Below are 24,236 nucleotides of genomic sequence, written 5' to 3' on the forward strand. Positions count from 1 at the left end.
CATTCCCACCTATCCTCATACTAGAGTGCTGCGATGTCGCATCCTGTAGGATTTTATTTATGCTCTTCATCTCTTGTTCAATGATGTTCTTTTTATCACATATAAGCTTGGAATAATCACTTCCAAGCATCCCGCATGAAACTGTATCTATTTTAATGCTGTTGAGAGCATAAATAAACCCCTTATCCAAAATACTTCTTCACAAAGTTTTAATATGCAAAACGCAGCAAAAAAGAGCACCTTCTAGGCGCTCTCTCGGTGATTACTATTCATGTTGGGCGTTACAATTCATAGAGCAAGGCTCATGCGCACGAAACTCAGAAGGGGTAAGCCCTGTTTTTTTCCGAAAGATTTGGGAGAAATGCCGGACATCCGGGTAGCCCACCCGCTCAGCAACCTCACTTACCTTCAGCTCCGACTCCCGCAGCATGGCCATCGCACGATCCAACCGGATATCGGTAACATACGTTTTGAAACCTTTTCCCGTCTTTTGTTTGAACAGTTGGCTGAAATAGACCGGGTTCAAATAGATAACCGATGCCACCTTCTCCAGGGACAGCTCCGATGCATAGTGCGCATGAATATATTGGAGCGCTACATTTACTGCATGCTCACCGCCCGTCGCATAATGATCATAGACCTGCGATGCAGAGTTCTTAACCATTTGCTGAACTTGTTTAGGGACACCTTCTACATCAGAAATCCGTCCCGAGTTGAGAACTTGAAAAGGTATCTTCAAATACCGTTTCAGATGGCTCCGCAATTGCTCAATTAACGGGTTAAGTCCTTCGTCATGATTCAACGTCACGAGGCCTAACAAGCTTTTCGTATCCATATTGGCGACAAACCCTTTACCCACCGTATCAATCAATTCCGTGAGTACGTTCTCAACGATGAAATGCTCCAGCTTCCTATGCGAGTCGCTCTCCAACCGTACCATAACCAAATGGAAATGCGGGTAATTGCCCGTAATCGGAGCCAAATCGATCCCGCCCAGATCTAGACCAGCGGCCCAGCGAGCGAGCAACCCTTCCCTCCAAAATCGCAAGTTCCGTTTCAATAGCAGGGTTTCCTGCGTTCTCTCATTTTCATGCGAAATTTCTTCAGTTAACTCTTCGATCTTACTTACCAAGATCTCTTTACCGATCGGCTTTAGTAAGTAATCCTTGGCACCAAGCCGAATGGCTTCTTGGGCATACGCAAATTCAGAATAGGCGGAAATTACCACCCATTTGATATGAGCATGGCGTTTGCGAGAGATCTCCATCAATTCAAGGCCTGTCATCCCTGGCATCAGAACATCGGTAAGGACCAGCATGATCGGAACATTCGTTAACAAGTCGACAGCTTCTTCAGGGTTGGCTGCTTGAAAGACACGGTGCTCCGGAAAATTCTTATGAATCGTACGTTCGATCCCTTCTCGAATGATAAGCTCATCGTCCACGACTAGAATATTCATGCTTCCAGTTCCTCCTTCTCAGGAATTGGGAACGAGACAATCACCGTCGTTCCTACGTTTCGGACACTTTCTACACGGATGCCATATTGATCGCCATACATTAAACGGATGCGACGATGCACATTCAGAAGCCCTATGCCGCGGCGCATATTTGTCTCTTCTGGAGCTAGCTCAAGCATCGGTGTGCCTGCAAGAAGCCGAGACAACTGGGATAACGCTTCCTCATCGATGCCTAGCCCATTATCTTGAACTACGATTTCCAGCCGATCTTCCGTTTGCCTGGAGTATACTTTCAATATGCCTTGTCGGCTTAGCGGCTCGAGTCCATACTTTACGGCGTTCTCCACAATGGGCTGTAGGATCATCTTCGGTACCTCGGCATCGAGCCAGCGTTCCTCGACTTCAATCACCGTCTGCACGCGTCCTCCGACCCTCGTCTCAATGATCGTCAAATAATGCTGTAGTTGATCCAGCTCCGTTCGAAGCTTGACGCGGGAAGCTTCTTCCCAATCACTGCTGTAACGAAAAATTTGAGATAACGCTAGAATGACCTTACCGAGCCTGTCATTCTCCCGCTCATCGAGCATCCAATAGATCATATCAAGCGTATTGAACAAAAAGTGGGGGTTCACTTGGGATTGTAACGCTTGAAGCTGCGCATTCTTCTCACTAATCGAAGCGAGCTTGATCCGCTCAATCAGCTCATCCATTTGATAGACCATGCGGTTGAACGAACCAACGAGCACATTCAGCTCATCGTACGAATCGACATGCACTTTCCCTTTGAAATTCCCTAGCTCCACCTGCTTCATCTGCTGGATCAGACGTTTGAATGGATATGAAAAAGAACGGGATACGAATGTGGCCACAATCGTAGCTACCAGGACAAGCACAATGATGACAGTGAGCAGGAATTGCTGTGTTTCTTTGACTTCTAATTTCAGTTCGCGATCAGGCGTGACGCCAATGACCGTCCAATGGGCTATATTAATCCGCGCTGCGGTAACTAACGCTTGATTCCATTCGCGAACAGCGACTGTATTCGGTTTGATATCCCCCGGCCAGTCCGGCGGAATAATATTCATATCCTCCTTCACAGCTTTCGTACGAATAATTTCTTTGCCGTCAGCCCCTCGGATCATCACGCTGCTCCCGGGTGCAAGACTCGCATTGGAGAGTGCAGATAAGATGGCACTGGCGTCAGCTTCAATCAACACAAGCCCGATGGGCTTCAAGCTACTCAAATCGAACAATTGACGACCAAAGGCAAAAACAGGCCGGTCGATATCGCTGCTCATCAGGGATTGCGGATATACGCCAAGCCATTTCATCTCGCCAGTCGACTGTTTGAGCTCGGAATACCAAGGCTGCCCCACGTATCCCATCGTTTCTGTTCGGATCGAACGATCAAAGCTGAAGACGGTCCCCTGATCCGTGATCACATGTATGCCTACAATATCATTACGTGAATAGAACACGACCCCAAGAATATCGGTGATGCGATGTTCCATATTCACCGCAGCCACTGACGCAGCCGTCGGTTGGGCATGAAGCAATCTCATTAATTCATTGTTACTGTTCAGCGATTTGGTTACACCGTCATAGCCTTTGAGCATGAGGTCGAACAGACCTGCGGTCTGTGATATATTTTTCTCAGCAACGACGCTAACTTTATCCCTGATCTGCTCCGTCGCCCGCTGGTAATAGACCAGACTTACAATGAGCAGCAGACCAAGCATGCTAAACAAGAAAATCATGAACAAGCGGCCATGGATCGAATTGTAACTTTTCATAGCTACATCTTACCCTTTTACTGCGCCAGCGACCATACCTTTGGTGATCTTCTCCGCAAGCAAGAAATAGATAACAATGACCGGCAATGCGCCGAGTACAAGGAATGCCCCGATCGCTCCATAATTCACGGAGTACTGGCTAACGAAGCTATATACGCCGAAGGGAAGCGTCTTTAGCTTTTCCGAAGAAATGAAAGTCGCTGCCAAGATATACTCATTCCAAATGTTAATAAAGGTTAGGATACATACGGTCATGATCGGTGGAATGGATACCGGTAAGATCATACTGCGGAATATCCGAAATACCCCCGCACCATCCATAATGGCTGATTCTTCGATTTCATGCGGGATTGTCTTCATGAAGCCACTCAGAATAAAGACAGCGATTGGCGTCTGAAATGCAATATACGGCAAGATCAGGGATAAATGCGTATTCAGAATCCCCACGTTCTTAAAGATGACCATCAGAGGGAGCAGTGTCCCCTGCATCGGGATCATCATCCCCAGCAAGAAGACCAGCATAACCGCCTGGCCATATTTCCAACGAAACCGCGTAATCGCAAATGCCACTAAGGAAGATAGAAAAATAACGCCTACCATCGTAATCGAAGTCACCAATAAACTGTTCGATAGATAGCTCCAATACTTGCCGCCAGCTACCGCATTGGTGTAGTTCTCCCATTGCCATATCGCTGGGAAGGCAAAGAAGCTGCCGGATAAGATTTCTTCATTCGTCTTAAGTGAATAAATGAGCAACCATAGCAATGGATACAGCTGCGTAACAAGGAGAATGCCGAACAAGATAAATACAATCGTTTTTTTGATCGAGTAGCCACGAAGCCGCTTAGCAATAACGGGTTTCACAGCCGGAGTGATTACGGATTGGCTCATCGGGAGCACCTCCTTCTTACGAGTATCGTTTGTCTAATCGGTTGAACAGGAAGTTGATGATCACGGTTGCAAGCATGCAGACGAACACCAAGAATGTTGCAATGGCACTACCGTACCCGTATTTCATCGACAAGAAGGACATATTGTACATATGGCTGGAAATGACATCGGTGGCATGTGCCGGTCCACCACCCGTCATGACCATAATCAGATCGAATGATTGCAGTGAGCCGATGAACGCTAGGACGACAGAAATTTTGAATATCGGAACGATCATAGGTAGTGTAATATATCGATCGGCCTTGAAGCCATCGGCGCCATCGATTTTGGCAGCTTCATAAATGTCAGCCGGAATGTTCTGAATGCCAGTAAATTGAATCAAGATGTGATACCCCAAATACTGCCACAGACTAACCAAGATGACAGCGAATATCGCAACCTTCGGTTCAGTTAGCCAAGAGTGAGTCCACGAATCGAGACCCAGCCCAATAAGAATTTGATTGATCATTCCCCCCATAGACGCTGGGTTATAGATCGTCTTCCACAGCTGACCGATCACAACGACCGACAGAATGACGGGTAGAAAATAGCTGGATACGAGAAAATTAGGTCTACGAACATAACGACTGATCAAAATTGCGACGAACAAAGCAATAGGTACTTGTACAAGCATGGAAAACCCAGCTAATAGGAACGTTCTACCTAATGCCGGCCAGAAAACGGAATCGTTCGTGAACATTTTGGTATAGTTGGCGATTCCAATAAACTTCGAAGCACCTATCCCGTTCCAATCGAGCATACCGCTGTAGATGGACACGAGAATCGGAATAAATACGAGACAAACATATAGAAGCAAGCACGGTAGCACAAATGCTGCAATGACCCATCCAGATACTTTTAATACGTTCAAGGCTTCCGCCTCCTTCAGTCCCTCTCGTCGACAACGAAAGGGGGCGTAAGACGTCCCCCTCCGTATACCATCGACGGATTCATTTCATTATTTATTCTCTTCGTAAGCCGTTTGATGTTCCTTCGCAACTTCCGAAGCATCTTTCTTCGCTACGAATAGGTTCTGAATGCTGGATAAGTGAGCTTGCGCTGTACCTGGGTTCATCGTGTTATCGAATGCCAAATCTCCGCCTTTGACCTCTTTGAACAAATTCAATACATCCATCGCCATATCGGAGTAGCCGGCTGCTTTAAAGTCGCCATCCACCGTCTGAGCAATCCCTACCGCACCTTTTGCTGCGAAGGTTTCTTTTGGATAATTCAGCATGAAGTAATTCAGGAAATCTAATGTTTCTTTCAAATGCTTGCTGTCTTTGGATACAGCGAACGCACTTCCTGGCGCCAACATGAACTCATCCGGGTTACCCTTCCCGTTCACGGTAGGGAATTTGAATACGCCTACGTTGTTGTCTTTGCCGGCTTCGGAGGTCTCGATTCCGCCCGTTGCCCAGCTTCCCATGAAGTACATGGCTGCTTTGCCTGTCTTGAACAGGTTCTCGCCCGCATTATAATCGAAGGAGGTAACGCCATCTTGGAAGGCTCCTGCTTGAATAAGAGACTCAAATGCATCTACAGCTTCCTTGAAGGCAGGATCTTCGAACGTTTTCTTCCCGCCTACCACGTCTTTCAAGAATCCCGGTCCACCATTCGTACGGAGCAAGACGTTCATGAATAAGAAGGAACCGGTCCAGGAGTCTTTCTCGCCGATCGCCATTGGTGTAATGCCTTTTGCTTTGAGCTGTTTCACGACGTCGACCATTTCCTCGAATGTGGTCGGTACTTTCACGCCAGCTTTTTCGAACAGCGACTTGTTGTAGTAGACGACGGCGATGTTATTGCCATCCGGCAGCGCGTATACATTACCGTTGAACGTATAGTAATCCAAGATGCCCTTCTGGAACGTATCCTTCAATCCATTCTGCTCGATCATGTCATTGAGCGGAGCGAACAGGTCAGCATCAATGAACGGCTGCATTTGCGCTGCAGGATTCACGATTGTAATATCCGGAACTTCTTTGGAAGCCGCTTGTGTTTTGAGCTTCAACTTCTGCTGATCCGTATTGAGCGAATCCAGCTCGATCGTAATGTTCGGATGATCTTTTTGATATTGATCCACGATTTTATGAAGCATTTTGTTTTTAGGATCCGTTGTATCCGGATAAATATTTTGGAAGGTAATCGTGATTTTCTCATTGCTGTTACTATTACCGTTATCTGTTGTCGTTGTTGTTGATGAATTATCTGCTGGTTTTGTTGTTGTATCGCTGGTATTGCTGCTGCCGGAACCACATGCCGCTAGGCTTAACGCGAGTACCCCAGCCATAACCGCTCCGAGCATTCGTGATCTTCTTGTCATATTTGTATCCCCCTTCAGGTTTATGCCCTCATTATCCAAGATTAAGCAACCGCTTACAATGCAGTTATTTAGGGAGTCATGTTTGTTTTTTCAAGGTACATGCCAACGTGGGGGTTTTTCCATATTGAAAAAAAAGAACCCTTGATTTACAAGAGCTCTTGGCGTGTTCGATATCATAAGTCTAATAAGTGCTACTTCACTTCTAACATGCGCTCCAACGATGACCGGGCTTTGTCTGCAATGTGAGGAGGAACGTAGATTTGCGGCTGCATCGTCTCCAAGCATTTCACGAGCTTCTTCAAATTGTTCACTTTCATATTCGGACATACGAGGAACTTCGAAGCAAAATGGAACTGTTTATCGGGACTATCCAGGCGAAGCTGATATCCAGTACCGTCTTCCGTTCCTACAATAAACTCCTGGCAGTCGGATTTGCGGCAATATTCTAGAATGGCTGTCGTACTACCGATAAAATCGCCCATCTCGACAACTTCGGGACGGCATTCCGGATGCACAACGAACTGCGCGTTTGGATATTTCGCCTTCATCTCTACGACATCTTTTAGCGTAAGCATGTCATGCGTATTGCAATATCCTTCCCAGATAATCATCTTCTTGTCTGTGAATTGTTGAACATAGTGGCCCAAATTTTTGTCTGGAACCCAAATAATCTCTTCAGAATCAACCGATTGAATCACCTTTACTGCATTCGCAGAAGTACAGCAAATATCTGTCTCGGCTTTAATTTCCGCAGATGAATTGATATACGTGACCACGGTCGCATTCGGGTGCTCGGCTTTGAGCTTGCGCAGTCCATCGACATTGACCATATCCGCCATAGGGCAACCTGCACGCTCATCGGGGATAATAACCGTCTTATTCGGAGCTAGAATCTTCGCGCTCTCACCCATAAAATGAACACCACAGAACACAATGACTTCAGCATCCGTCTCTGCTGCTTTCTGTGCGAGCAGGAATGAATCTCCTCGGAAATCCGCAACCTCTTGGATTTCGTCCCGTTGATAATAGTGCGCAAGAATGATTGCATTACGTTCCTTCTTTAATTGCATTAGCCGTTCTCGCAACTCGCGATTCTGCTCTGCCTTATGCTGCAATGCCAAAGCTTCCACTAGACCCACCCCTTTAGTATTTCGTACATCCACGCTTAACGCGTTATGACCCTCGAATCAGTTACCATTTAATTTACACACCCTTGCGTTGCATGTCAATCTGTCAAAACCGTAAAATCATCCTACAAAGTGGTGCTTTGGTTTCGAAGTGATTCAGATCCTTTGAGGAGGTCCCCGGAAAAATCAAAAAAACCGGAACAATAAAGGCTATTGTCCGGTTTTTTGATACATTACTCTTTTTTATCCGTGTCTTCGTTATCGTTATGCACATCCGTGCTTGGTGATTCTTCTTTCACTTCTTCATCGACCTTGTCTGAAGCAAATTTATTCGATTGATCGGATTCGGATTGCGATTGAATATTCACTTTCACTGCATTTGCAGTATCCGTGGATTCAACCGTTTGGCTAGTCTCAGTAGATGCTGAATTCTCATCTGCTTCAACTGTCACACCATCTAACGAACCTGTATCGATCAATTGCTTAATTTGTTCAAGCTCCAACGTCTCTTTCTCAAGCAATGTCTTCGCAATGATATGAACCTCACGCGAGTGCTTCTTAAGAAGCTCTTGCGCTTTCTCATAACAACTACGAATAATCGTCTGCATTTCTTGATCGATCTCATAAGCGATCGAATCACTGTAATTCTGCTCATGACCGAAGTCACGACCCAAGAATACTTGGCCCTGCGAATTACCGAACTGCATTGGTCCGAGACGATCACTCATCCCGTATTCCATAATCATGCTGCGAGCAATACTTGTCGCTTGCTTGAAGTCACTGTATGCGCCAGTACCGATCTCACCAATGAAGATCTCCTCCGCCACGCGTCCACCAAGCAATCCTGTAATCTTGTCAAGAAGCTCTTGCTTCGTAACAAGCAGGCGATCTTCTTTCGGAAGCATAATGACGTATCCGCCAGCGCGTCCACGAGGAACAATCGTTACTTTGTGTACTGTATCCGCATGCTCCAAGAAGTAACCGATGATCGTATGACCTGCTTCGTGGTAAGCCACGATACGTTTCTCGCGGTCACTGATCACGCGGCTGCGCTTCTCTGTACCTACGATAACGCGATCGATCGCTTCATCCACTTCTTGCATCGAGATATCTTTACGATTCTTACGGGCTGCGAGCAACGCCGCTTCATTCAATAAGTTCTCGAGATCTGCACCGGTAAATCCGGTTGTACGCTTCGCGATAACATCCATCTTCACGTCTTTGGCAAGCGGCTTATTCTTCGCATGTACTTTCAATACCGCTTCGCGGCCTTTGACATCTGGACGGTCAACTGTAATCTGACGGTCAAAACGTCCTGGGCGAAGAAGAGCCGGGTCAAGAATATCTGGACGGTTCGTCGCAGCGACGATAATAATACCTTCATTCGCACCAAAGCCGTCCATTTCAACGAGCAATTGGTTGAGCGTCTGTTCGCGCTCGTCATGTCCGCCGCCGAGTCCGGCACCACGTTGACGACCTACAGCATCAATCTCATCGATGAAGATAATACATGGTGCATTCTTCTTCGCGTTCTCGAACAAGTCACGAACACGGGATGCACCGACCCCGACGAACATCTCAACGAAGTCCGAACCGGAGATACTGAAGAACGGTACGCCAGCTTCACCAGCAACGGCGCGAGCAAGCAATGTTTTACCTGTTCCCGGAGGACCGTTAAGCAGGACCCCTTTCGGGATACGAGCACCGACAGCTGCGAATTTGCGAGGGTCCTTCAAGAACTCAACAACCTCAACAAGCTCTTGTTTCTCTTCGTCAGCACCAGCCACATCTTCGAACGTAACTTTCTTCTTCTCTTCATTATATAGGCGAGCACGGCTCTTGCCGAAGTTCATAACCTTACCGCCGCCGCCCTGCGCTTGATTGAACAAGAAGAAGAATAGGACGAACATAATAACGAACGGAATAATCGAAGTCAGGAACGTGAGCCAAATGCTCTCGCCTTCCATCGGTTTAACTTTAAGTGAAAATCCATTGGACTTACTTGCGTCCATCACTTCTTTATAAGCAGTAGGGTCGTCAGGCATGACAGAGTAGAAACTATCCGTCTTGGCGCCATCAGGTACTTTAATAAACTTACCTGTCACCAAGTTGGCTCTGCCTTGATATTGGACCGAGATATCCGCTACGTTCTTAGCCTCTAACGCTTCGCGAAGTTGGCTATATTGTATTTCTACAGCAGATTCGTTGCGATTGCCTATAAATTGAACAAGACCCACCACGACCAAAAATAGAATCAAATAAAAACCCGAATTACGGATGAACCGGTTCATCCCCAACCTCCTCTCAAGACACTTTAATTATTTTACCATAGCATGTCTTACCACCACAATAGAACGAGGTAAGCATCGATTGCAGCTGTTAGTTCGAGTAGACCTCTGGTTTCAAGATCCCAATGTAGGGGAGGTTACGGTATTTCTCAGCATAATCGAGACCATATCCGACGACGAATGCATCGGGTAGTTCAAATCCTTTATAATCCGCTTCGAGGTCGACTGTACGACGAACCGGTTTATCAAAGAGCGCAACGACACGTGTCGAGTTCGCATTGCGTCGCTCCAGAACATCAATTAAATAGCTGAGTGTTAAGCCGCTGTCGATAATATCTTCGACAATGATAACGTCGCGACCTTCCACAGGTACATCTAAATCTTTCAAAATTTTAACAACGCCGGATGATTTGGTGGCTTTCCCATAACTGGATACAGCCATAAAATCAAGCTCGAGCGGAATTGTCATGTTCTTCACTAGATCGGACATAAAAATAAATGCACCCTTCAGCACACAAATCACAAGTGGATTTCTCCCGTCGTAATCGCGGCTTAGTACTTCCCCTAATTCTTTAATTCTCGTCTGAATTTGTTCCTCGCTGTACAGTACTTCTTGAATGTCGTTAAACAATGATGGCCCCTCCTAATGTATACTATGAAAGCTTCTTGCCTTCCATTACATTTCAAAGCTGATGTTGCTACCCTTCATAACTGCAGAGCTCCAACCGAACAAGTCGCGTCGTCTGCTCTTCAACCGTCGCATGTGCTGAACGGCGAACGCCGGGTATCCACAGAATTTGACCTGTGCAGTCCGTTATAACAGGCCAAGCGTCACGAAGCACTGGTGCAATCTTCTCATCAATGAAAATATCTTGTACTTTTTTGGACCCATTTAATCCAAGGATTCGCATTCGATCACCTGGACGACGATTCCGCAAGATTAGCGGAAAGTGTACGCAGTCCGCATCAAAAAAGGCAATACATCGATGCTTCGGCCTCACTTCGCTTAAATCCGAATCGTAGCTGATTTCATTCCAGCGCAACAGCCCTGAATGATCAGAAATCCACTGTTCCCCGTGCCCCCGTTCTATTCGATATTCATACGCTACGGGTCCTTGCGAATCAAGCCTATGTATAAAATCGATCTGATCGTAGGACCGAACGCACTGGATTCGCTCCGAAATATCGAGCATCCACGTCGTAGGCTGCGTTTGAAGAATCCCCAGCCTGATCGCTTCAATCTTCTCATAATCGAAGGAATCGGATTCTGTATCCGTTTTTTGTGCAAGATAACTTAATATTAGTTTAATAAATCTTCGTTGTAAAGCAACATGTGTATTGGTTAAATCAGCGCGGGCAAGCTGATATCCGCCCTTCGTACGCTTCAGAATCGCAGTCAATTGCTCTGACGCTTCCTGTTCCAAATAATCACTATCTGCACGAAGTAAGTCTGCGGTTCGGTTCAATGCCTTCACAATCTGCTCATTATATTGCCCCAAAAATGGCAACACATCCAACCGAATCTGATTCCTGACATATTTGCGGGAGTTATTACTCTCGTCAGTTACATATTGTAAGCCACTTTCTTCACAACAGTCCACTAAATCTGTTTTGTATATACGTAGAAAAGGGCGAATAAGTTCCACATTTTTTTCCGTTCTTGAAATGGCCATCCCCGCAAGACCCGCTGCCCCTGAACCACGAATCAGTCGCATCATCACCGTCTCGGCTTGGTCATCTGCATGATGCGCCAGTGCGATATGCGATGCACCATACTTGGCCGCTGTCGCATGCAGGAAAGCATATCGCTGCTCACGTGCTGCCGCCTGGCTATTCATCCCTGTACGTTCTATATATTCGGGAATTTCTAAATGCGCAACTTCACAAGGGAGCTCGAGGTCTGAAGCGATGCGCTTAACAATCTCAGCTTCAGCAACAGACTCCTGCCGGAATCCATGATTCGCATGAGCGACAATCAATTGAAGATGATGCCGCTCGGGAGCCGCCAGCATATGAAGAACATGCAGAAGCGCAACCGAGTCCGGCCCTCCCGAGACAGCTACAACGATCGTGCTCCCCGGAGTCCATAGCTGGTGCTCCCTTACCACTTGCTCGACTTGCCCCGCAAGGGCGTATATCTTCGTCATTCGCATCAATTCATGCCGCCCCTCTCTATATAACATGGAAAGCTTCTAATTGGATTGCAGGATGATGTATAGGGTCGAGCCTAACAGAATAATGGATGCGACGAATATCCCTTTCAACCAACCCGGTGTATGCCTACGAATCGGTGGCGATGAAATTTTGCTGCCACTGCGAATTGCAGCCTGTTTCCATTCACTGCATGCTTCATGCGAAGAAGCGAACTGACCGCTAATGGCTCGCTTGAACCACGATTCATAAGATTTCAGACGAATATGAGTATGTGCAAGGTTGATCAAATCGTTCGCACTCCGAACTTGAGGCAGCTGGTCCGGGCCTTGCCGGCGCAGACGTGCGCCATCCATGACATGCAACCACAGCACCGCAAAGGCGAATAGATCATATCCCGGATCTGCGGCACGAGATCCCGCATTCCAATATCCCCGGTCATACCTCTCGGTGAATTGCTTGACGCTTCGTCCGATGCGACTTACGCCGCCGTAATCAACCAGCTCAACCTGTCCATAGGACGAGACCATAATATTCTCGGGTTTCAAATCTCCGAATACATAGCCCGCTTCATGCAGTTCGACCAGCTTTTGTAATAAGCGGTACCCAATCAGCCCCATCCATTCAGGACCATTCTTCTCCATATACTGATGAAGCGTAACGCCCTCGACATACCGCATGACATAGAATTGCATATCCATCTGTCCTAGCTTGTAATCATCGACATCGAGCAGAAAAGGCCGCGATGCTGAATTCCGCATGCGGCGATCTGATTTATTCTGATGAGTAGCGAGCGTTGTCAATACATTAATCTCCGATTGAAGGTCCACCGCATCATATCCGATTTTCAAAGCAGCCAGCTCAGTCCCGCGCCCCCGTCTCACCAAATAAACGGCGCCATTCGCTCCTCTACCGAGAAGACGCTCGACGAGGTACCTGCGATGATGCCATTTGCCCTCAATCCACGTACCAGGTGCAAGGCTCGAGCTTGCATTAAACGACGTAGTCACCTAACATCCCATCCGTTTCTGACTGATTGCGAAATCCAGGATCGCTTCCAACCATTCTATCATATTGGATGAATTCGATCACCTTATAGATCGCTGGCCCCGTTGGCGTCGCTCCGCGCATTTGCATTCGACGGAATAATGAGCCCACGCCGGACAAGTCCTGTGTCCAATCCAGATCCATAACTGTCTCGTCGGAAGCTCGGCCTGGAAAGTGGAATACAGCGATTTCACTCTTCCCTTGCCGCGCCTGCAGACTCAGCATCAGATCCCGAATGGCCTCTTCAACCGCTTGCAGCTTGGGCTTCATACTTGCGCTTGCATCAATTAACAGGGCAACTTGCAATTCGCTTGTCTCGGTTAACTCGTCCATCACCTTCACAACCTCTGACCGCTGCTGTGGTGGTAAATCTTCAATATGGGTCGCATCCGTGTGCAGAATTTGCCGAAGCTCACGCTCGACCACCTGATGAATCGTCTGCACGACCGTCTTCCGCGTCATCATCTGAATCGTCTGTGACAATTGATGCGGCTGAACGATCCGATCCATCCCGCCGCCTGCTTTGGCAATCTGGGCAATCTCTGCCGCCCCAAGCTCGCCAATCGCACCTTGGTCAACCACACCTACAACATTGACGGTAATTCCTTCTTCCCGTGCGTGCGCTGCAGCAACAATCGGACTTACACCGACATTCGAGCAGCCATCCGTAATCAATAGAATTTGTTTCACAATAAACCCTCCCCTAGGAATAAGATGAATACGATGCTCTATTCTATCCTTTCCAGATTTAAGAGAGTTTAATCCAAGTTAGGCTTTGAATCGCGCTAGAATTGCCCAGCGTCGTTGTTTCCGCTTATTATACTTCGGCAAGGATCGATAGATTTCGAGCGTCTCGCGATATGCTCGGCGAGCATCCTCTCCGCGGCCTAATTGCTCATAGAGCTGCCCCAGACGATAGTAGGCTTCACAAGAAGAGGAATTCACCTGGCGGAATTGTTCCAGCATCGCGATCGCCTTCTCCGGCTCCGTCGTACGATATGCCTCAGCCAGCTGCAGGTATGGATCTCCATATCCAACGCGTGGATTCAGCTCAAGTGCTCTATAGATATGTGTCTCGCCTGCTTCGATGCGCCCTAGCTTCAAATGACATACACCGACTTCAAAATGATAATCCGCCGACTCCTCCATTGCTCGTTCGATTTGTTCTAGATGACCCCATGCTTCATGATATTTCTTCTGTGCAACGTACAATCTTGCTAGCTCGAACCGCGATGTGGAAGCATGCGGATTGGCCCGGAGCTCTTCCTTCAATCGGTTGATGCGGCGGTTCCGACTGAACGGCTTGAATAAGCTCGGTGTGAGTCCGACATATCGCCGATCCAACACATATAGGATCACAAGAAGTAGAATAATGGCTAGAATCGGACTACGCGTAATATAGAGTAAGAACGAGAACAGAAAAAATTTCGTTAACAAGCAAAAAGCCTCCCTCTTATATTCAAAATAACGGCATATCGCTCATTATTTTACCATATGAGGGAGGCTTTGTTTAATTTCTCATTTCATAATTCTTCAGCTCACCGTCCTTGGACGTTCTAGCCGTGTTGAACCTGGCCAATGCACGGTAGACCATTCAGGAATGTGCCGCTCAATCCGTGCGACAACGACCGTCATGTCATCTGAGATGCTGCCGTGATGCCACCTGACAACCATCTCGAGCAAGGCGTCCGCAATCATCTGCGGATCGTCCGATTTCATCTCTTGGAGCACCCGCTTCATCCACAGCTCCTTATTCACCGCATGACCCGGCGCATCATAAATGCCATCCGTCATCATCACAAGCGTATCGCCCGGCTCCAGTTGAACCGTCAACAGATCCACTTCAATATCCTGCAGTATTCCGATCGGCAGATTAGCTGCCGAGATCGAGATCACCTCATTTTTACGAATAATAAAGCTCGGTGTTGACCCAATCTTCATGAACGTTGTCTTCGCCGTATATTGATCAATAATCGCCATATCGACGGTCGCGAACACTTCCTCCGCAGAGCGTAACAGCAGAACAGAATTAACCGATTTAATCGCCATCTGCTCATCCATTCCCGATTGCAGTAATCGCTCCAGAATAGAGAGCGCTGTGCTGCTCTCAAGCTTCGCACGCTCACCGTTGCCCATGCCATCGCTGATGGCTACCGCGAACTTCCCATTGCCAAGCTCCACCGTACTGTAGCTGTCTCCAGATAATGCATCGCCCCCCTTGGCCGCACTCGCCACCCCCGTATCAATCTCGAACGCCTTCGCAGATCCGAATGTGACCATGACCACCCCGTCCCGGCCCCCATCGGCTGTACCGAACCGTTCGCTAGCGACAACAATATGCTCCCCTAGAATATCGGATAACACAGGCGCGATAATTTTACGGCATTCATCATGCCCCCTTCGGAAGGTATGTACAATCTCAATCTCGATCTGGCCGGTATCGAGGCTAATAATATCGATATCTTGAATTGGGAGTCCGAGCTCTTCGAGCATCGTTCGAATTTGTTCCTCTTGCTTGTGAAGTGCCGCCCCTTCCCGTTGAATTTCCCGTACGAGACTATCCATCACTTGTGATACCCCGCTTAATTGTTCGGCCACAAATTGCCGACTGTCGATAACCTGTCTTTTCCAATGCAAATCATTCTTATACAGGTCGTACTGCCCTTTCATCGCCCCCATTACTTGATCCGTCTTACTGCACAGCTTCAGCCATGATCCCGGTAAATCCTCCTTCTTCAGCTTCGGATTCTCCTCAATCGCCGTCATCATATCGGTCATGAAGGAGTATGTCTGATGGAACCTCCCTTCCCAGCATTGATCCTTCCGATAGCAATTCGAGCACGTCTGCGTCGTGACTGTATTAATAAAATGATCGAACTCTTCTTCTTTACGCACCATCTCTCCGCTACTCGCGACTTGTCCGAAGCTTCTTGCCAGTTGCCTAAACACCTCCGAGAATTGATTCACGCGTTCCGCTGTCATATCTCGGATCCGCCGCGCATATTCATGTTGCGTGGAGGCATGCTCTTGCGTGCCTGGTACATATTTCGAGATCATCGTAATCATAGCCTTAGGTGTTAATAGGAATAGTGCAATGGCTGCAACCGTCTCACTTGTAGACATAATCACTTCTGCCGTCGTTCCGAGATAGATCACAAGAATCGAGGAGCCAAGCAGCATACCACCAGCTACCCACCAACGTTTCCCTTCACGAAGCATACCTGCGAGCATTCCTGCGAAGGCCAGCAAACTCATCTGATAGATGGCATGTAAATCTGCAAGACTTAAGATTAATCCGGTCACAACACCCACCGATGCCCCGAGCGGCGCACCGCCAACAAAAGCGAATAAGAGAATTAAATAACGTGAGAAAATATGATCCGGCGACAGTCCATAGATTGTAAAGCCGACAGCACCCGTCATAACCGATGCGAGCAAGATGATCAGACAGATGATTTCTTCGTTCTTAAGCGCCGTCTGTTTGCGAACACGCGTCAGAATCGGCAGTGCCTGCATAAATACAATCGTCAGAACAAGGCTTAATCCTCCATCCATGACCGCCATTAGAATCGTATACCATGACATATGATTACCGACCACGAGTTCGAACAACCGGACAAGCATCATAGAGGTGAATACGATTAAGGGCATAAAAGAGGACTCCGGTCGATTATACGCTTCAACTCCCCGTTGAATGAGAAGAACTAGAAGCATTTGTGCAGCCAATGCCCATATACCCGGTTCGGCCGAGAAGTAATTGCCTGCGAGCAGCGCTAACGCGAGCCAGCCGCTAAGATCACGCCTTAGCATATAGATCACTGCAAAATACGCTACCGCGAACGGCGCAAGTTCATTAAGTATCATTGCTTTCCCGAGCAGAAAGCCCATACCGGTCAGTACGATCGTCCATTTCCGTACGGCGATCCCTTCATAAGCTCGATTCATCACATTAGGGGTTTGCATGGGTGAACACCACCTCTTCTCGTAATCTCATAATCTCTTAATGAGTGAGTGATTCTCATTATAGAAAGGAGACCTTAGAAAGTTTGTCACAATGCGTAGGCTCGTCAAAAAAAGTTTCCGACAAAAACAATCGTTGCCCATAACACGTTAAATCCCTTGCAGCACAAGGGGTCCCGCCAATATAACACATGATCGCATTGAGAATGATGTCTGAATTTCCAACCGAATTGTAGACGCTTTCGGGGAGAGTCTACGGCAAATCGTCAGAACTTCAAGGAATGCCGTAGGAACCTGTCGGTATTTTTATTCCGCGTCGACGAATAAAATAGAACAATAAAAAACCGCAGCAGCCGAAGCTGTTGCGGTGTTCATTATTTCATGATGAAGTTGTGAATTACATGCGTTTCGCGCCGCGGCCTCCGCGCTTCCCTTCGGTGTTCTTCTTCAGGGAAGAAATGCGCTCCTCACTATCTTTTAAGAAACGGGACACTTTATCTTCAAAAGTAGCCTTGTTCGCTGGTGGTTTGAATGAACGCCCACCTCGATCTCGTTGAAATCCGCCTGGTCTGTCACCGTCTGGACGTCCGCCCTGACGATCTGGTCTTGGCGCTCTTGGCGGCCTGGTCTGCGCTTCCACCGGCTTATCCACCGCTTGCTTGATGGATAGACCAATCTTGCCGTCCTTATCCACGTTAATGACCTTTACCGTGACAACATCATCAATTTTCAAATGATCATTGACGTCCTTAACATAGTTGTCGGCGATCTCCGAGATGTGAACGAGACCCGTGACACCTCCTGACAGATCTACAAATGCTCCAAAATGCGTAATCCCTGTCACTTTTCCTTCTAACTTGGTGCCCACTTCAATTGCCATAGAATAAAATGATCCTCCCTTAAAAATATACAAATCCGTAGATTCTGATACTTTAAAATCTTTGGCTATGGTGATTATACCGAATGCCGAAGCTTTGGTCAACAGACGCATATCACGTCACGATTCGAATCCGCTATTTGAGCATTCCCTTATCAATAGGGGTCTCACCCGGCGGGTACATATCGAGTGTCTTCCTTGCAATCTGTCCGATATATTCATCCTCATTCAGCCGAGCAATCTCTTGCTCTAATTGCGACTGCAGCAGCTTCGTCTCCTGATGCATCTGCTGATTATCCTCCAGCTTCACGCGTTCACTTGCCAGTGTCACCGTCTGATGAATGAATGTATAAATCCCCCAGCTGAAAAACAATACCATGAACATCATCCAGAGCCGGATTCGTTTCCGTGCGCCCGTGTATTTAGTTGGCTGTTCTTGACGAACCCTAGACGACATACCGTAATCCCCCCTGAGATGTTTGAGCATGATTCATTCTTCACGCTTGCGCTTAAAGAGGCGGTTCCATAATCTTGTCCCATAGTCGTGCGACCGCTTCACCCATTGAGGGACCTTGAAGTGTCTCCACAGGGGACGCGTTAGGAATTTGAACAACCGCCAAAACGGACTTAATAATTGTAACACAATCCTGCCTATGAACATAGCGGACAGGAATAGAATTCGAACGAGAAACTTTACCAATTTATACAAGCCGATGATTGGCTTCAGTAAGAAGATCTCCACTAAGCGCTGAATCAACCGGACAATCTGCTTAATAACCTTCATTAAGATTACCACAATGCGTACGGTTGTAAAGCTGAACCATAAAAAATAGAACCAAACGCCTAGAAAGAGTCCGAAAAAGACATAAAACCGCAATTCTCCCTGATTTGTGAGATATAGCATTCGAAAAATGAAACAAACCGCGATCACCCAGTAACAAAAATCCAACACTGGCTTGGTCCACTTGGGAAAATGAAGCTGGTGGGCAACCACGCGGTATCCGTCGAAAACGATCCCCATGCTTAGCCCACTGATCAACATCGCAAACATGGCCACAAATTGTTCATTTAAACTCATTTAAACAACTTCCCTAGAAATCCTTTGGATTTGCCTTGCGAGTTCGCATCTAAATAAGTCAGGGAGTTAATCATGCCTTCAATCGCGATCAGGCCTTGTTCGAGACTTAAGTTCTTGATATGTAAATTTTGCCCTCGAATCGCGAGGAATCCGCAATCCGTATTGAGCAGGAATTCCTCATTATCGAAACTCTCCACGTTACTTACGCCGGTAATCTCGAGCTGCTTACGATTTAGCATCTTCACTTCTTGCCGTTTCGTCTTCACCTGTTCCACCATCGCATGGCCCCTCCTTTACTAAGACTAGCTTATGGGAGGGACGTCCACTTTAGAACTTCATGTATAGCAAAATAACCCTACAAAGTGGAGACTTAACTTCGAAGGTGAGTCAGGTACTTTGCGGGGGCCCCGAAAATGATGAAAACTAGTATAGCAAAAAGAGACGGAAGCGATTAACGCCTCCGTCTCTTCTCTGTACCTATGTATGTCTACCAAGGGAAATCATTCGATTTCGCAATCGGCTCTTCCTTGATCACCGTATAAAGCTGCGCAGCTTCATCCTTCTTGGTCGTCTCTGCCGTACGCTCGACACGAACAGTAACCAGCTTCTGGCCGAATTGAATCGTAATCTCATCGCCCTCTTTGACGCTGCTGCTTGGCTTGGCCTCTCGCCCATTCACGAGTACGCGCCCTTGATCGGACACGTCCTTCGCAACGGTACGACGCTTAATTAATCGGGATACTTTCAGGAATTTATCGACACGCATCTTACTTTACAGCGTCTTTAAGTTTGTTGCCTGCTTTGAATGCAGGAACGTTCGAAGCTGGGATGTCGATTGTTTTACCTGTTTGTGGGTTACGGCCTGTACGACCTGCACGTTTACGAGTTTCGAAAGTACCGAAACCGATCAATTGAACTTTGTCGCCGCCAGCAAGCGCATCTGTAATTTCGCCAAGGAAACTATTTAGTACCGATTCAACGTCTTTTTTAGTTAATCCGCTTTTTGTAGAAATGTTGTTTACCAAATCTGTCTTGTTCATTATTAGTTCCTCCCATAATTAGAAAAATAGATCGATTATGTATTCTTGTTTTGTTAGTAAATTCCTGCTTCTTTTGACAGCTTTTTTCGAAAAAGGTCAAATAGAGAAGAATTTTGCCAGCGAATAGGTCGATCTTGAGCCCCTATTCTACTGACGTTTGGCGGCTTGCCACCATTTTTCCATCTCTAGTAAATCAGTTTGGTCAAAAGATTTACCATTTATACGGAGCTGGTCTTCAATATAGTGAAAACGAGAAGTAAATTTACGATTGGTTCGCGCTAGCGCCTCTTCCGGGTCTGCATCGATAAATCGTGCCGCATTGACAACAGCAAATAATAAATCTCCCAGCTCGCCGATTTGCTCGTCATGCGAATCGCCATTTGCGACGGCTTGCTTCAGCTCCGCAAATTCTTCTTCGATTTTGGAGTATACACCATTTAAGTCCTCCCAGTCAAAACCAACCTTCGCAGCCTTCTTCTGTAGCTTGTAAGCTTTCATCAATCCTGGTAGATCGCGAGGCACGCCATCGAGCACCGAAGTGACGCCTTGATCTAGGCCTTTACGCTGCTTCTCTTCAGCTTTCATCTGCTCCCAATTCTTGAGCGCTTCACTCGCATCGCCTGCCGACTGGTCGCCGAATACATGCGGATGACGGAACAATAGCTTCTCATTTAACGTCTGGATCACATCATATACCGTGAAGGTCCCGACTTCCTCCTCCATCTGGGAATGCAGCATCACCTGCAGCATAACATCTCCAAGTTCTTCCTGCATATGAATTGGATCATCATCATCGATCGTCTCAAGCACTTCATACATTTCTTCGATCAAATTTTTGCGAATCGACTGATGCGTCTGCTCTTGATCCCACGGACAGCCTTCCGGACTGCGCAAAATTCCGACAATTTCGTGTAATCTTGCAAATGTGCGGTTACGAAGCTGTTCATCGTCGCTCCGCGGCACCCAGATCAGCGATAAATTACCATAACCTTCTACACGATCCAGTTCATAGAGCGGCACGCGAATGATCTGCTCTTCGCCTTGTACGCCGAGGGCATGCCCTACCACGACTTCATAGTCGTCCGGGTACAGCTCCATCAAGACCAGCTTCACATCCGAAGCGGTGAAGACATCATAGACTTGACCGATCACGGTATGAAGCTGCGGCTGAAGCCAGGACGACGACAGGCCGCTGCTATCGAGCAGCTGGAAACCCTCAATGGGGTCGAACCCAAGACGTGTAAACGCCTGATCCAAGAAGCTCTCGCCGCCTGTAATGTGCAAGGCAATACCCGCTTCACCACAACGCTGTCTAAGCTGCTGTACCGTCGATTCTGCGACCATTGGGTGTCCCGGTACGGCATAGACAATATTGCCATGTTCACCGGCTAATACAATCAACCGATCTGTAATCGCACGGTAGACCTCAGGAAAGTCATCATGCTGCTCATAGAGCGAATCGAAGGACGTATAAGCAATTCCTTCATCCTGCAGCAGCGTCATCATCGGATGATGCTCTGTACGTACGAACACATGGGTTGCTGACTGAAGTTTCTTCCAGTTGCCCAGGGTTAACTGATCAGGATCACCTGAACCAAGCCCCAGCACTGTAATTGATTTATCCACTCTTCATTCCTCCATTAATGCCTCTTTTTAAAAACCCAAGTCTCTCCAACCTAGGGATATACTTCTTCACACCGGGAAGCATCGCAAGTTCTTGGGCCGTAATGACCCCGAATCCCATTCCGCTACCTGCAAAGGTAACGACGCCGATCACAATGCCAACAAGCGTAACAATGACTGCTTCTATTCGCCCATTTGCTAGACCGAATCCATGCAGCAGCTCCGGCATTAGGGTTGTGGTCGCACCCACGGTTACGGACAACATCCCCATCATGAGAAGCGGCTTCACGACCAGCTCACCCCATGAGATCCGCAGCCCTAGGGTCTGAAAGAGTACAATCCCATTTAATAGTGCCGCGATACCGTAAGCAGCCACGCCTGCTATAGCTGCGCCATTCATGCCTAGTACAGGTACAAGCCAGAGATTGAGCGCAATCTTGACTCCAACAGCAATGAGCAAATGCCAAGCCGGCGCATTCACCTTACCGATCCCTTGCAGTATCGCTCCAGTCATGATGTTGATCGTACTCACCACGGCCATGCATGCGACCCATGCCATCGTATCTGTTCCATTCGAATCGCGGTATAATGCCACGTTAATCGGTTCTGCGAGCAGTACAATTCCGAGTGTCGATGCCGAGCCCAATATCCATGACCATCTTAGCAAAATCGTCGATCGCTGCCGCAGCTTGTCTAGATTGCCGCTCAGGTGATCCTGTGTGATGGCTGGAATGATCGATACGGATATCGAACTCGCAACCATCCCAACAAGTTGAACCAGCGGCAAACCGCGATTATATATGCCGAAAGCTGCCATGGCTTGCATTTCATCTGCAAAGGACATCTTCAGCAGCCTTGGTACGGTAAACGTATCGACAATACTCATCATCGGTACCACAATCGCTCCGAGGCACACGAGCACCGCATAGCGTACAAGCTGCCATAGGAGCGTCTGCAATGGAGCAACCTCTTGCACGTGCGAGGCACCTTGTGCACGTATCTCAACCCTCTGTAGAGATGGTCTTCTACGATCTTTGCGATAGTAATACATCATCACCAGTAACCCGGCCACGCCTCCTGCTGTCGAGCCTAGTGCTGCACCCGCAGCAACGATCGATTCTTCCAAGCCTGCACGTGTAAGGATGAGCAGCAAGAAGAGCATCGTTGCTACCCGGATCAATTGTTCTGCCACTTGAGAGACCGCCGTTGGGACCATCATTGATTTCCCTTGGAAGTAACCCCGCACGGCGGACATCACCGGTACAATCAGCAGCGCAAATGAAGAGCAGCGAATAGCTTCCGCCGTGTGGATGTTATCCATCCAACCAGCAATCCGATCTGCACCCTGATGCAGAAGGATAAACCCGGCGATGCCTGCTGCACTGAGGAGGGCCATCGATACATGCAGGATCCGTCTTGCTCCCGCTTCATCATCATGGGCCATACGCTCCGCTACGAACTTCGATATGGCCACCGGAAAGCCGGCTGTCGCGAGGAATACAATCAAAATATAAAAAGGATACACCGCATTATAAATACCAAAAACTCCGTCACCCGCAATGTTCTGCAGTGGAATCTTCTGCAACGTCCCGATCAATTTCGACAGCAACGCTGCAAGTCCAAGTACCATTGCGCCCTTAACGACGTGGGATTCCGTAGTCGGTATCGAACCCATGTCCTGCTGCTCTCTCATCGTTCTCCCTCTAATCATCCATTCTAACCGAATTTATATCCATTCATTATAACATATAAAAAACTCCCATAATCGAGCATACGCTTTGCGTATGTTTCGAGTATAGGAGTTCATAAAATCGGTAGCCCGATTTATTGTTCCATTTGTTTACCTAAGAATGCAGCCGCTGTCTCAGACATTTTTGTCTCAAGAATACTCATCTTCGTATTCTCGTCTTTGCTAAGCATGACAACGGTACCAATAGGGTCGCCACCTGCAATGATCGGTGCTACAACGTAAGAGCTGATGGTCTCTTGATTATCTCTTCCGATTTCATACGTGCCGGAATTCGTCTCAATCGATGTTTTACGGTTTTCCATACATTCCTCAACCAAAGATCCGATGGACTTGTCCAAATATTCTTTCTTGGATCCACCAGCAACTGCGATAATATTATCACGATCTGTAATCAATGTTATATGATTTGTGCTCTCGAATAAAGACTCCGCATATTCTTTTGCAAAGTCGCCAAGCTCACCAATCGGGGAATATTTCTTAAGGATAACTTCACCATCGCGATCAACAAAAATCTCGAGTGGATCTCCCTCGCGGATTCGAAGTGTGCGGCGAATTTCTTTAGGAATGACGACCCGTCCGAGATCATCAATACGACGAACAATACCAGTAGCTTTCATATTTCTTGTTGCCTCACTTTCTTATCAGTTGTACTTCTACTACTACGGTTCATGGAAATGAGGAGATGTGGTTAGTTCAAAAAACTGTCCTTTGAAATAACTTTAACTGGTGGTTGATTTAAAATCTGACCATAGTATTCATCTGCTCCCAGTTTCTTATACATCTCGAT

The 24,236-nt window shown here is 47.4% G+C and carries 22 protein-coding genes; all 22 read right to left on the reverse strand.

Going from position 1 to position 24,236, the window contains the following annotated elements; genetic code table 11:
• Positions 1-265: 265 nt before the first annotated feature.
• The 22 genes from AC3WU2_RS28495 to spoVT all read right to left on the reverse strand — a co-directional run bounded on the left by AC3WU2_RS28495 (position 266) and on the right by spoVT (position 24,066).
• Positions 266-1,459 (reverse strand): response regulator, encoded by a 1,194-nt coding sequence (locus AC3WU2_RS28495; RefSeq protein WP_492458280.1) that lies wholly within the window; start codon positions 1,457-1,459, stop codon positions 266-268.
• Entirely contained in the window at positions 1,456-3,252 is a 1,797-nt protein-coding gene (locus tag AC3WU2_RS28500; RefSeq protein ID WP_492458281.1) for a sensor histidine kinase, read from the reverse strand. The genes AC3WU2_RS28495 and AC3WU2_RS28500 overlap by 4 nt, the downstream gene beginning before the upstream one ends.
• A gap of 9 nt (positions 3,253-3,261) precedes the next feature.
• Positions 3,262-4,143, reverse strand: coding sequence for a carbohydrate ABC transporter permease (locus AC3WU2_RS28505; protein ID WP_018759461.1), 882 nt, complete (start codon positions 4,141-4,143; stop codon positions 3,262-3,264).
• A gap of 16 nt (positions 4,144-4,159) precedes the next feature.
• Positions 4,160-5,053: a carbohydrate ABC transporter permease gene (locus AC3WU2_RS28510; RefSeq protein WP_018759462.1), complete on the reverse strand. Its 894-nt coding sequence runs from the start codon at positions 5,051-5,053 to the stop codon at positions 4,160-4,162.
• A gap of 87 nt (positions 5,054-5,140) precedes the next feature.
• Positions 5,141-6,508, reverse strand: coding sequence for an extracellular solute-binding protein (locus tag AC3WU2_RS28515; RefSeq protein WP_492458282.1), 1,368 nt, complete (start codon positions 6,506-6,508; stop codon positions 5,141-5,143).
• 191 nt (positions 6,509-6,699) lie between these two features.
• Positions 6,700-7,638: a quinolinate synthase NadA gene (gene nadA / locus AC3WU2_RS28520; RefSeq protein ID WP_018759464.1), complete on the reverse strand. Its 939-nt coding sequence runs from the start codon at positions 7,636-7,638 to the stop codon at positions 6,700-6,702.
• Positions 7,639-7,868: 230 nt separating this feature from the next.
• Positions 7,869-9,926 (reverse strand): ATP-dependent zinc metalloprotease FtsH, encoded by a 2,058-nt coding sequence (ftsH, locus tag AC3WU2_RS28525; protein ID WP_492458283.1) that lies wholly within the window; start codon positions 9,924-9,926, stop codon positions 7,869-7,871.
• Positions 9,927-10,014: 88 nt separating this feature from the next.
• A complete protein-coding gene (hpt, locus tag AC3WU2_RS28530; RefSeq protein WP_018759466.1) occupies positions 10,015-10,554 on the reverse strand; it encodes a hypoxanthine phosphoribosyltransferase in 540 nt (179 codons plus the stop codon).
• A 67-nt stretch (positions 10,555-10,621) separates the two neighbouring features.
• Positions 10,622-12,076: a tRNA lysidine(34) synthetase TilS gene (tilS, locus tag AC3WU2_RS28535; RefSeq protein WP_492458307.1), complete on the reverse strand. Its 1,455-nt coding sequence runs from the start codon at positions 12,074-12,076 to the stop codon at positions 10,622-10,624.
• 39 nt (positions 12,077-12,115) lie between these two features.
• Positions 12,116-13,084 carry a serine/threonine protein kinase gene (locus AC3WU2_RS28540; RefSeq protein ID WP_018759468.1) on the reverse strand — a complete coding sequence of 323 codons (969 nt, stop codon included), beginning with the start codon at positions 13,082-13,084 and terminating at the stop codon, positions 12,116-12,118.
• Positions 13,068-13,811 carry a vWA domain-containing protein gene (locus AC3WU2_RS28545; RefSeq protein WP_018759469.1) on the reverse strand — a complete coding sequence of 248 codons (744 nt, stop codon included), beginning with the start codon at positions 13,809-13,811 and terminating at the stop codon, positions 13,068-13,070. The genes AC3WU2_RS28540 and AC3WU2_RS28545 overlap by 17 nt, the downstream gene beginning before the upstream one ends.
• A 78-nt stretch (positions 13,812-13,889) precedes the next feature.
• The gene (locus tag AC3WU2_RS28550) at positions 13,890-14,558 is read right to left on the reverse strand and encodes a tetratricopeptide repeat protein (RefSeq protein ID WP_492458284.1); all 669 of its coding nucleotides are present in this window, start codon (positions 14,556-14,558) and stop codon (positions 13,890-13,892) included.
• Positions 14,559-14,654: 96 nt separating this feature from the next.
• Positions 14,655-17,084: a stage II sporulation protein E gene (gene spoIIE, locus AC3WU2_RS28555; RefSeq protein WP_492458285.1), complete on the reverse strand. Its 2,430-nt coding sequence runs from the start codon at positions 17,082-17,084 to the stop codon at positions 14,655-14,657.
• A gap of 394 nt (positions 17,085-17,478) precedes the next feature.
• Positions 17,479-17,961 carry a S1 domain-containing RNA-binding protein gene (locus AC3WU2_RS28560; RefSeq protein ID WP_018759472.1) on the reverse strand — a complete coding sequence of 161 codons (483 nt, stop codon included), beginning with the start codon at positions 17,959-17,961 and terminating at the stop codon, positions 17,479-17,481.
• 133 nt (positions 17,962-18,094) lie between these two features.
• On the reverse strand, positions 18,095-18,415 hold the full coding sequence (locus tag AC3WU2_RS28565; RefSeq protein ID WP_018759473.1) for an FtsB family cell division protein: 321 nt from the start codon (positions 18,413-18,415) through the stop codon (positions 18,095-18,097).
• Positions 18,416-18,448: 33 nt separating this feature from the next.
• Complete coding sequence (gene yabQ, locus AC3WU2_RS28570) at positions 18,449-19,036, reverse strand: spore cortex biosynthesis protein YabQ (protein WP_492458286.1); 588 nt, start codon at positions 19,034-19,036, stop codon at positions 18,449-18,451.
• Positions 19,033-19,314 (reverse strand): sporulation protein YabP, encoded by a 282-nt coding sequence (gene yabP / locus AC3WU2_RS28575; protein WP_314590661.1) that lies wholly within the window; start codon positions 19,312-19,314, stop codon positions 19,033-19,035. The genes yabQ and yabP overlap by 4 nt, the downstream gene beginning before the upstream one ends.
• Before the next feature lie 209 nt (positions 19,315-19,523).
• A complete protein-coding gene (locus AC3WU2_RS28580; RefSeq protein WP_018759476.1) occupies positions 19,524-19,802 on the reverse strand; it encodes an RNA-binding S4 domain-containing protein in 279 nt (92 codons plus the stop codon).
• A 1-nt stretch (position 19,803) separates the two neighbouring features.
• Positions 19,804-20,076 (reverse strand): HU family DNA-binding protein, encoded by a 273-nt coding sequence (locus AC3WU2_RS28585; RefSeq protein ID WP_018759477.1) that lies wholly within the window; start codon positions 20,074-20,076, stop codon positions 19,804-19,806.
• Positions 20,077-20,223: 147 nt separating this feature from the next.
• Positions 20,224-21,702, reverse strand: a complete 1,479-nt coding sequence (gene yabN / locus AC3WU2_RS28590; protein WP_492458287.1) for a bifunctional methyltransferase/pyrophosphohydrolase YabN — start codon at positions 21,700-21,702, stop codon at positions 20,224-20,226.
• Entirely contained in the window at positions 21,695-23,392 is a 1,698-nt protein-coding gene (locus tag AC3WU2_RS28595) for a putative polysaccharide biosynthesis protein (protein WP_492458288.1), read from the reverse strand. The genes yabN and AC3WU2_RS28595 overlap by 8 nt, the downstream gene beginning before the upstream one ends.
• Before the next feature lie 131 nt (positions 23,393-23,523).
• On the reverse strand, positions 23,524-24,066 hold the full coding sequence (gene spoVT, locus AC3WU2_RS28600) for a stage V sporulation protein T (protein ID WP_018759480.1): 543 nt from the start codon (positions 24,064-24,066) through the stop codon (positions 23,524-23,526).
• Positions 24,067-24,236: the final 170 nt, after the last annotated feature.

This window comes from Paenibacillus sp. EB106-05-06-XG162, from assembly GCF_058791655.1.

Excerpts from the sequence above, each read along its gene's own strand:
- AC3WU2_RS28495 (WP_492458280.1), bottom strand. The coding sequence starts at position 1,459 with ATGAATATTCTAGTCGTGGACGATGAGCTTATCATTCGAGAAGGGATC.
- AC3WU2_RS28500 (WP_492458281.1), bottom strand. The coding sequence starts at position 3,252 with ATGAAAAGTTACAATTCGATCCATGGCCGCTTGTTCATGATTTTCTTG.
- AC3WU2_RS28505 (WP_018759461.1), bottom strand. The coding sequence starts at position 4,143 with ATGAGCCAATCCGTAATCACTCCGGCTGTGAAACCCGTTATTGCTAAG.
- AC3WU2_RS28515 (WP_492458282.1), bottom strand. The coding sequence starts at position 6,508 with ATGACAAGAAGATCACGAATGCTCGGAGCGGTTATGGCTGGGGTACTC.
- ftsH (WP_492458283.1), bottom strand. The coding sequence starts at position 9,926 with ATGAACCGGTTCATCCGTAATTCGGGTTTTTATTTGATTCTATTTTTG.
- tilS (WP_492458307.1), bottom strand. The coding sequence starts at position 12,076 with ATGCGAATGACGAAGATATACGCCCTTGCGGGGCAAGTCGAGCAAGTG.
- spoIIE (WP_492458285.1), bottom strand. The coding sequence starts at position 17,084 with ATGCAAACCCCTAATGTGATGAATCGAGCTTATGAAGGGATCGCCGTA.
- AC3WU2_RS28560 (WP_018759472.1), bottom strand. The coding sequence starts at position 17,961 with ATGGCAATTGAAGTGGGCACCAAGTTAGAAGGAAAAGTGACAGGGATT.
- AC3WU2_RS28565 (WP_018759473.1), bottom strand. The coding sequence starts at position 18,415 with ATGTCGTCTAGGGTTCGTCAAGAACAGCCAACTAAATACACGGGCGCA.
- yabQ (WP_492458286.1), bottom strand. The coding sequence starts at position 19,036 with ATGAGTTTAAATGAACAATTTGTGGCCATGTTTGCGATGTTGATCAGT.
- yabP (WP_314590661.1), bottom strand. The coding sequence starts at position 19,314 with ATGGTGGAACAGGTGAAGACGAAACGGCAAGAAGTGAAGATGCTAAAT.
- AC3WU2_RS28580 (WP_018759476.1), bottom strand. The coding sequence starts at position 19,802 with ATGCGTGTCGATAAATTCCTGAAAGTATCCCGATTAATTAAGCGTCGT.
- AC3WU2_RS28585 (WP_018759477.1), bottom strand. The coding sequence starts at position 20,076 with ATGAACAAGACAGATTTGGTAAACAACATTTCTACAAAAAGCGGATTA.
- AC3WU2_RS28595 (WP_492458288.1), bottom strand. The coding sequence starts at position 23,392 with ATGAGAGAGCAGCAGGACATGGGTTCGATACCGACTACGGAATCCCAC.
- spoVT (WP_018759480.1), bottom strand. The coding sequence starts at position 24,066 with ATGAAAGCTACTGGTATTGTTCGTCGTATTGATGATCTCGGACGGGTC.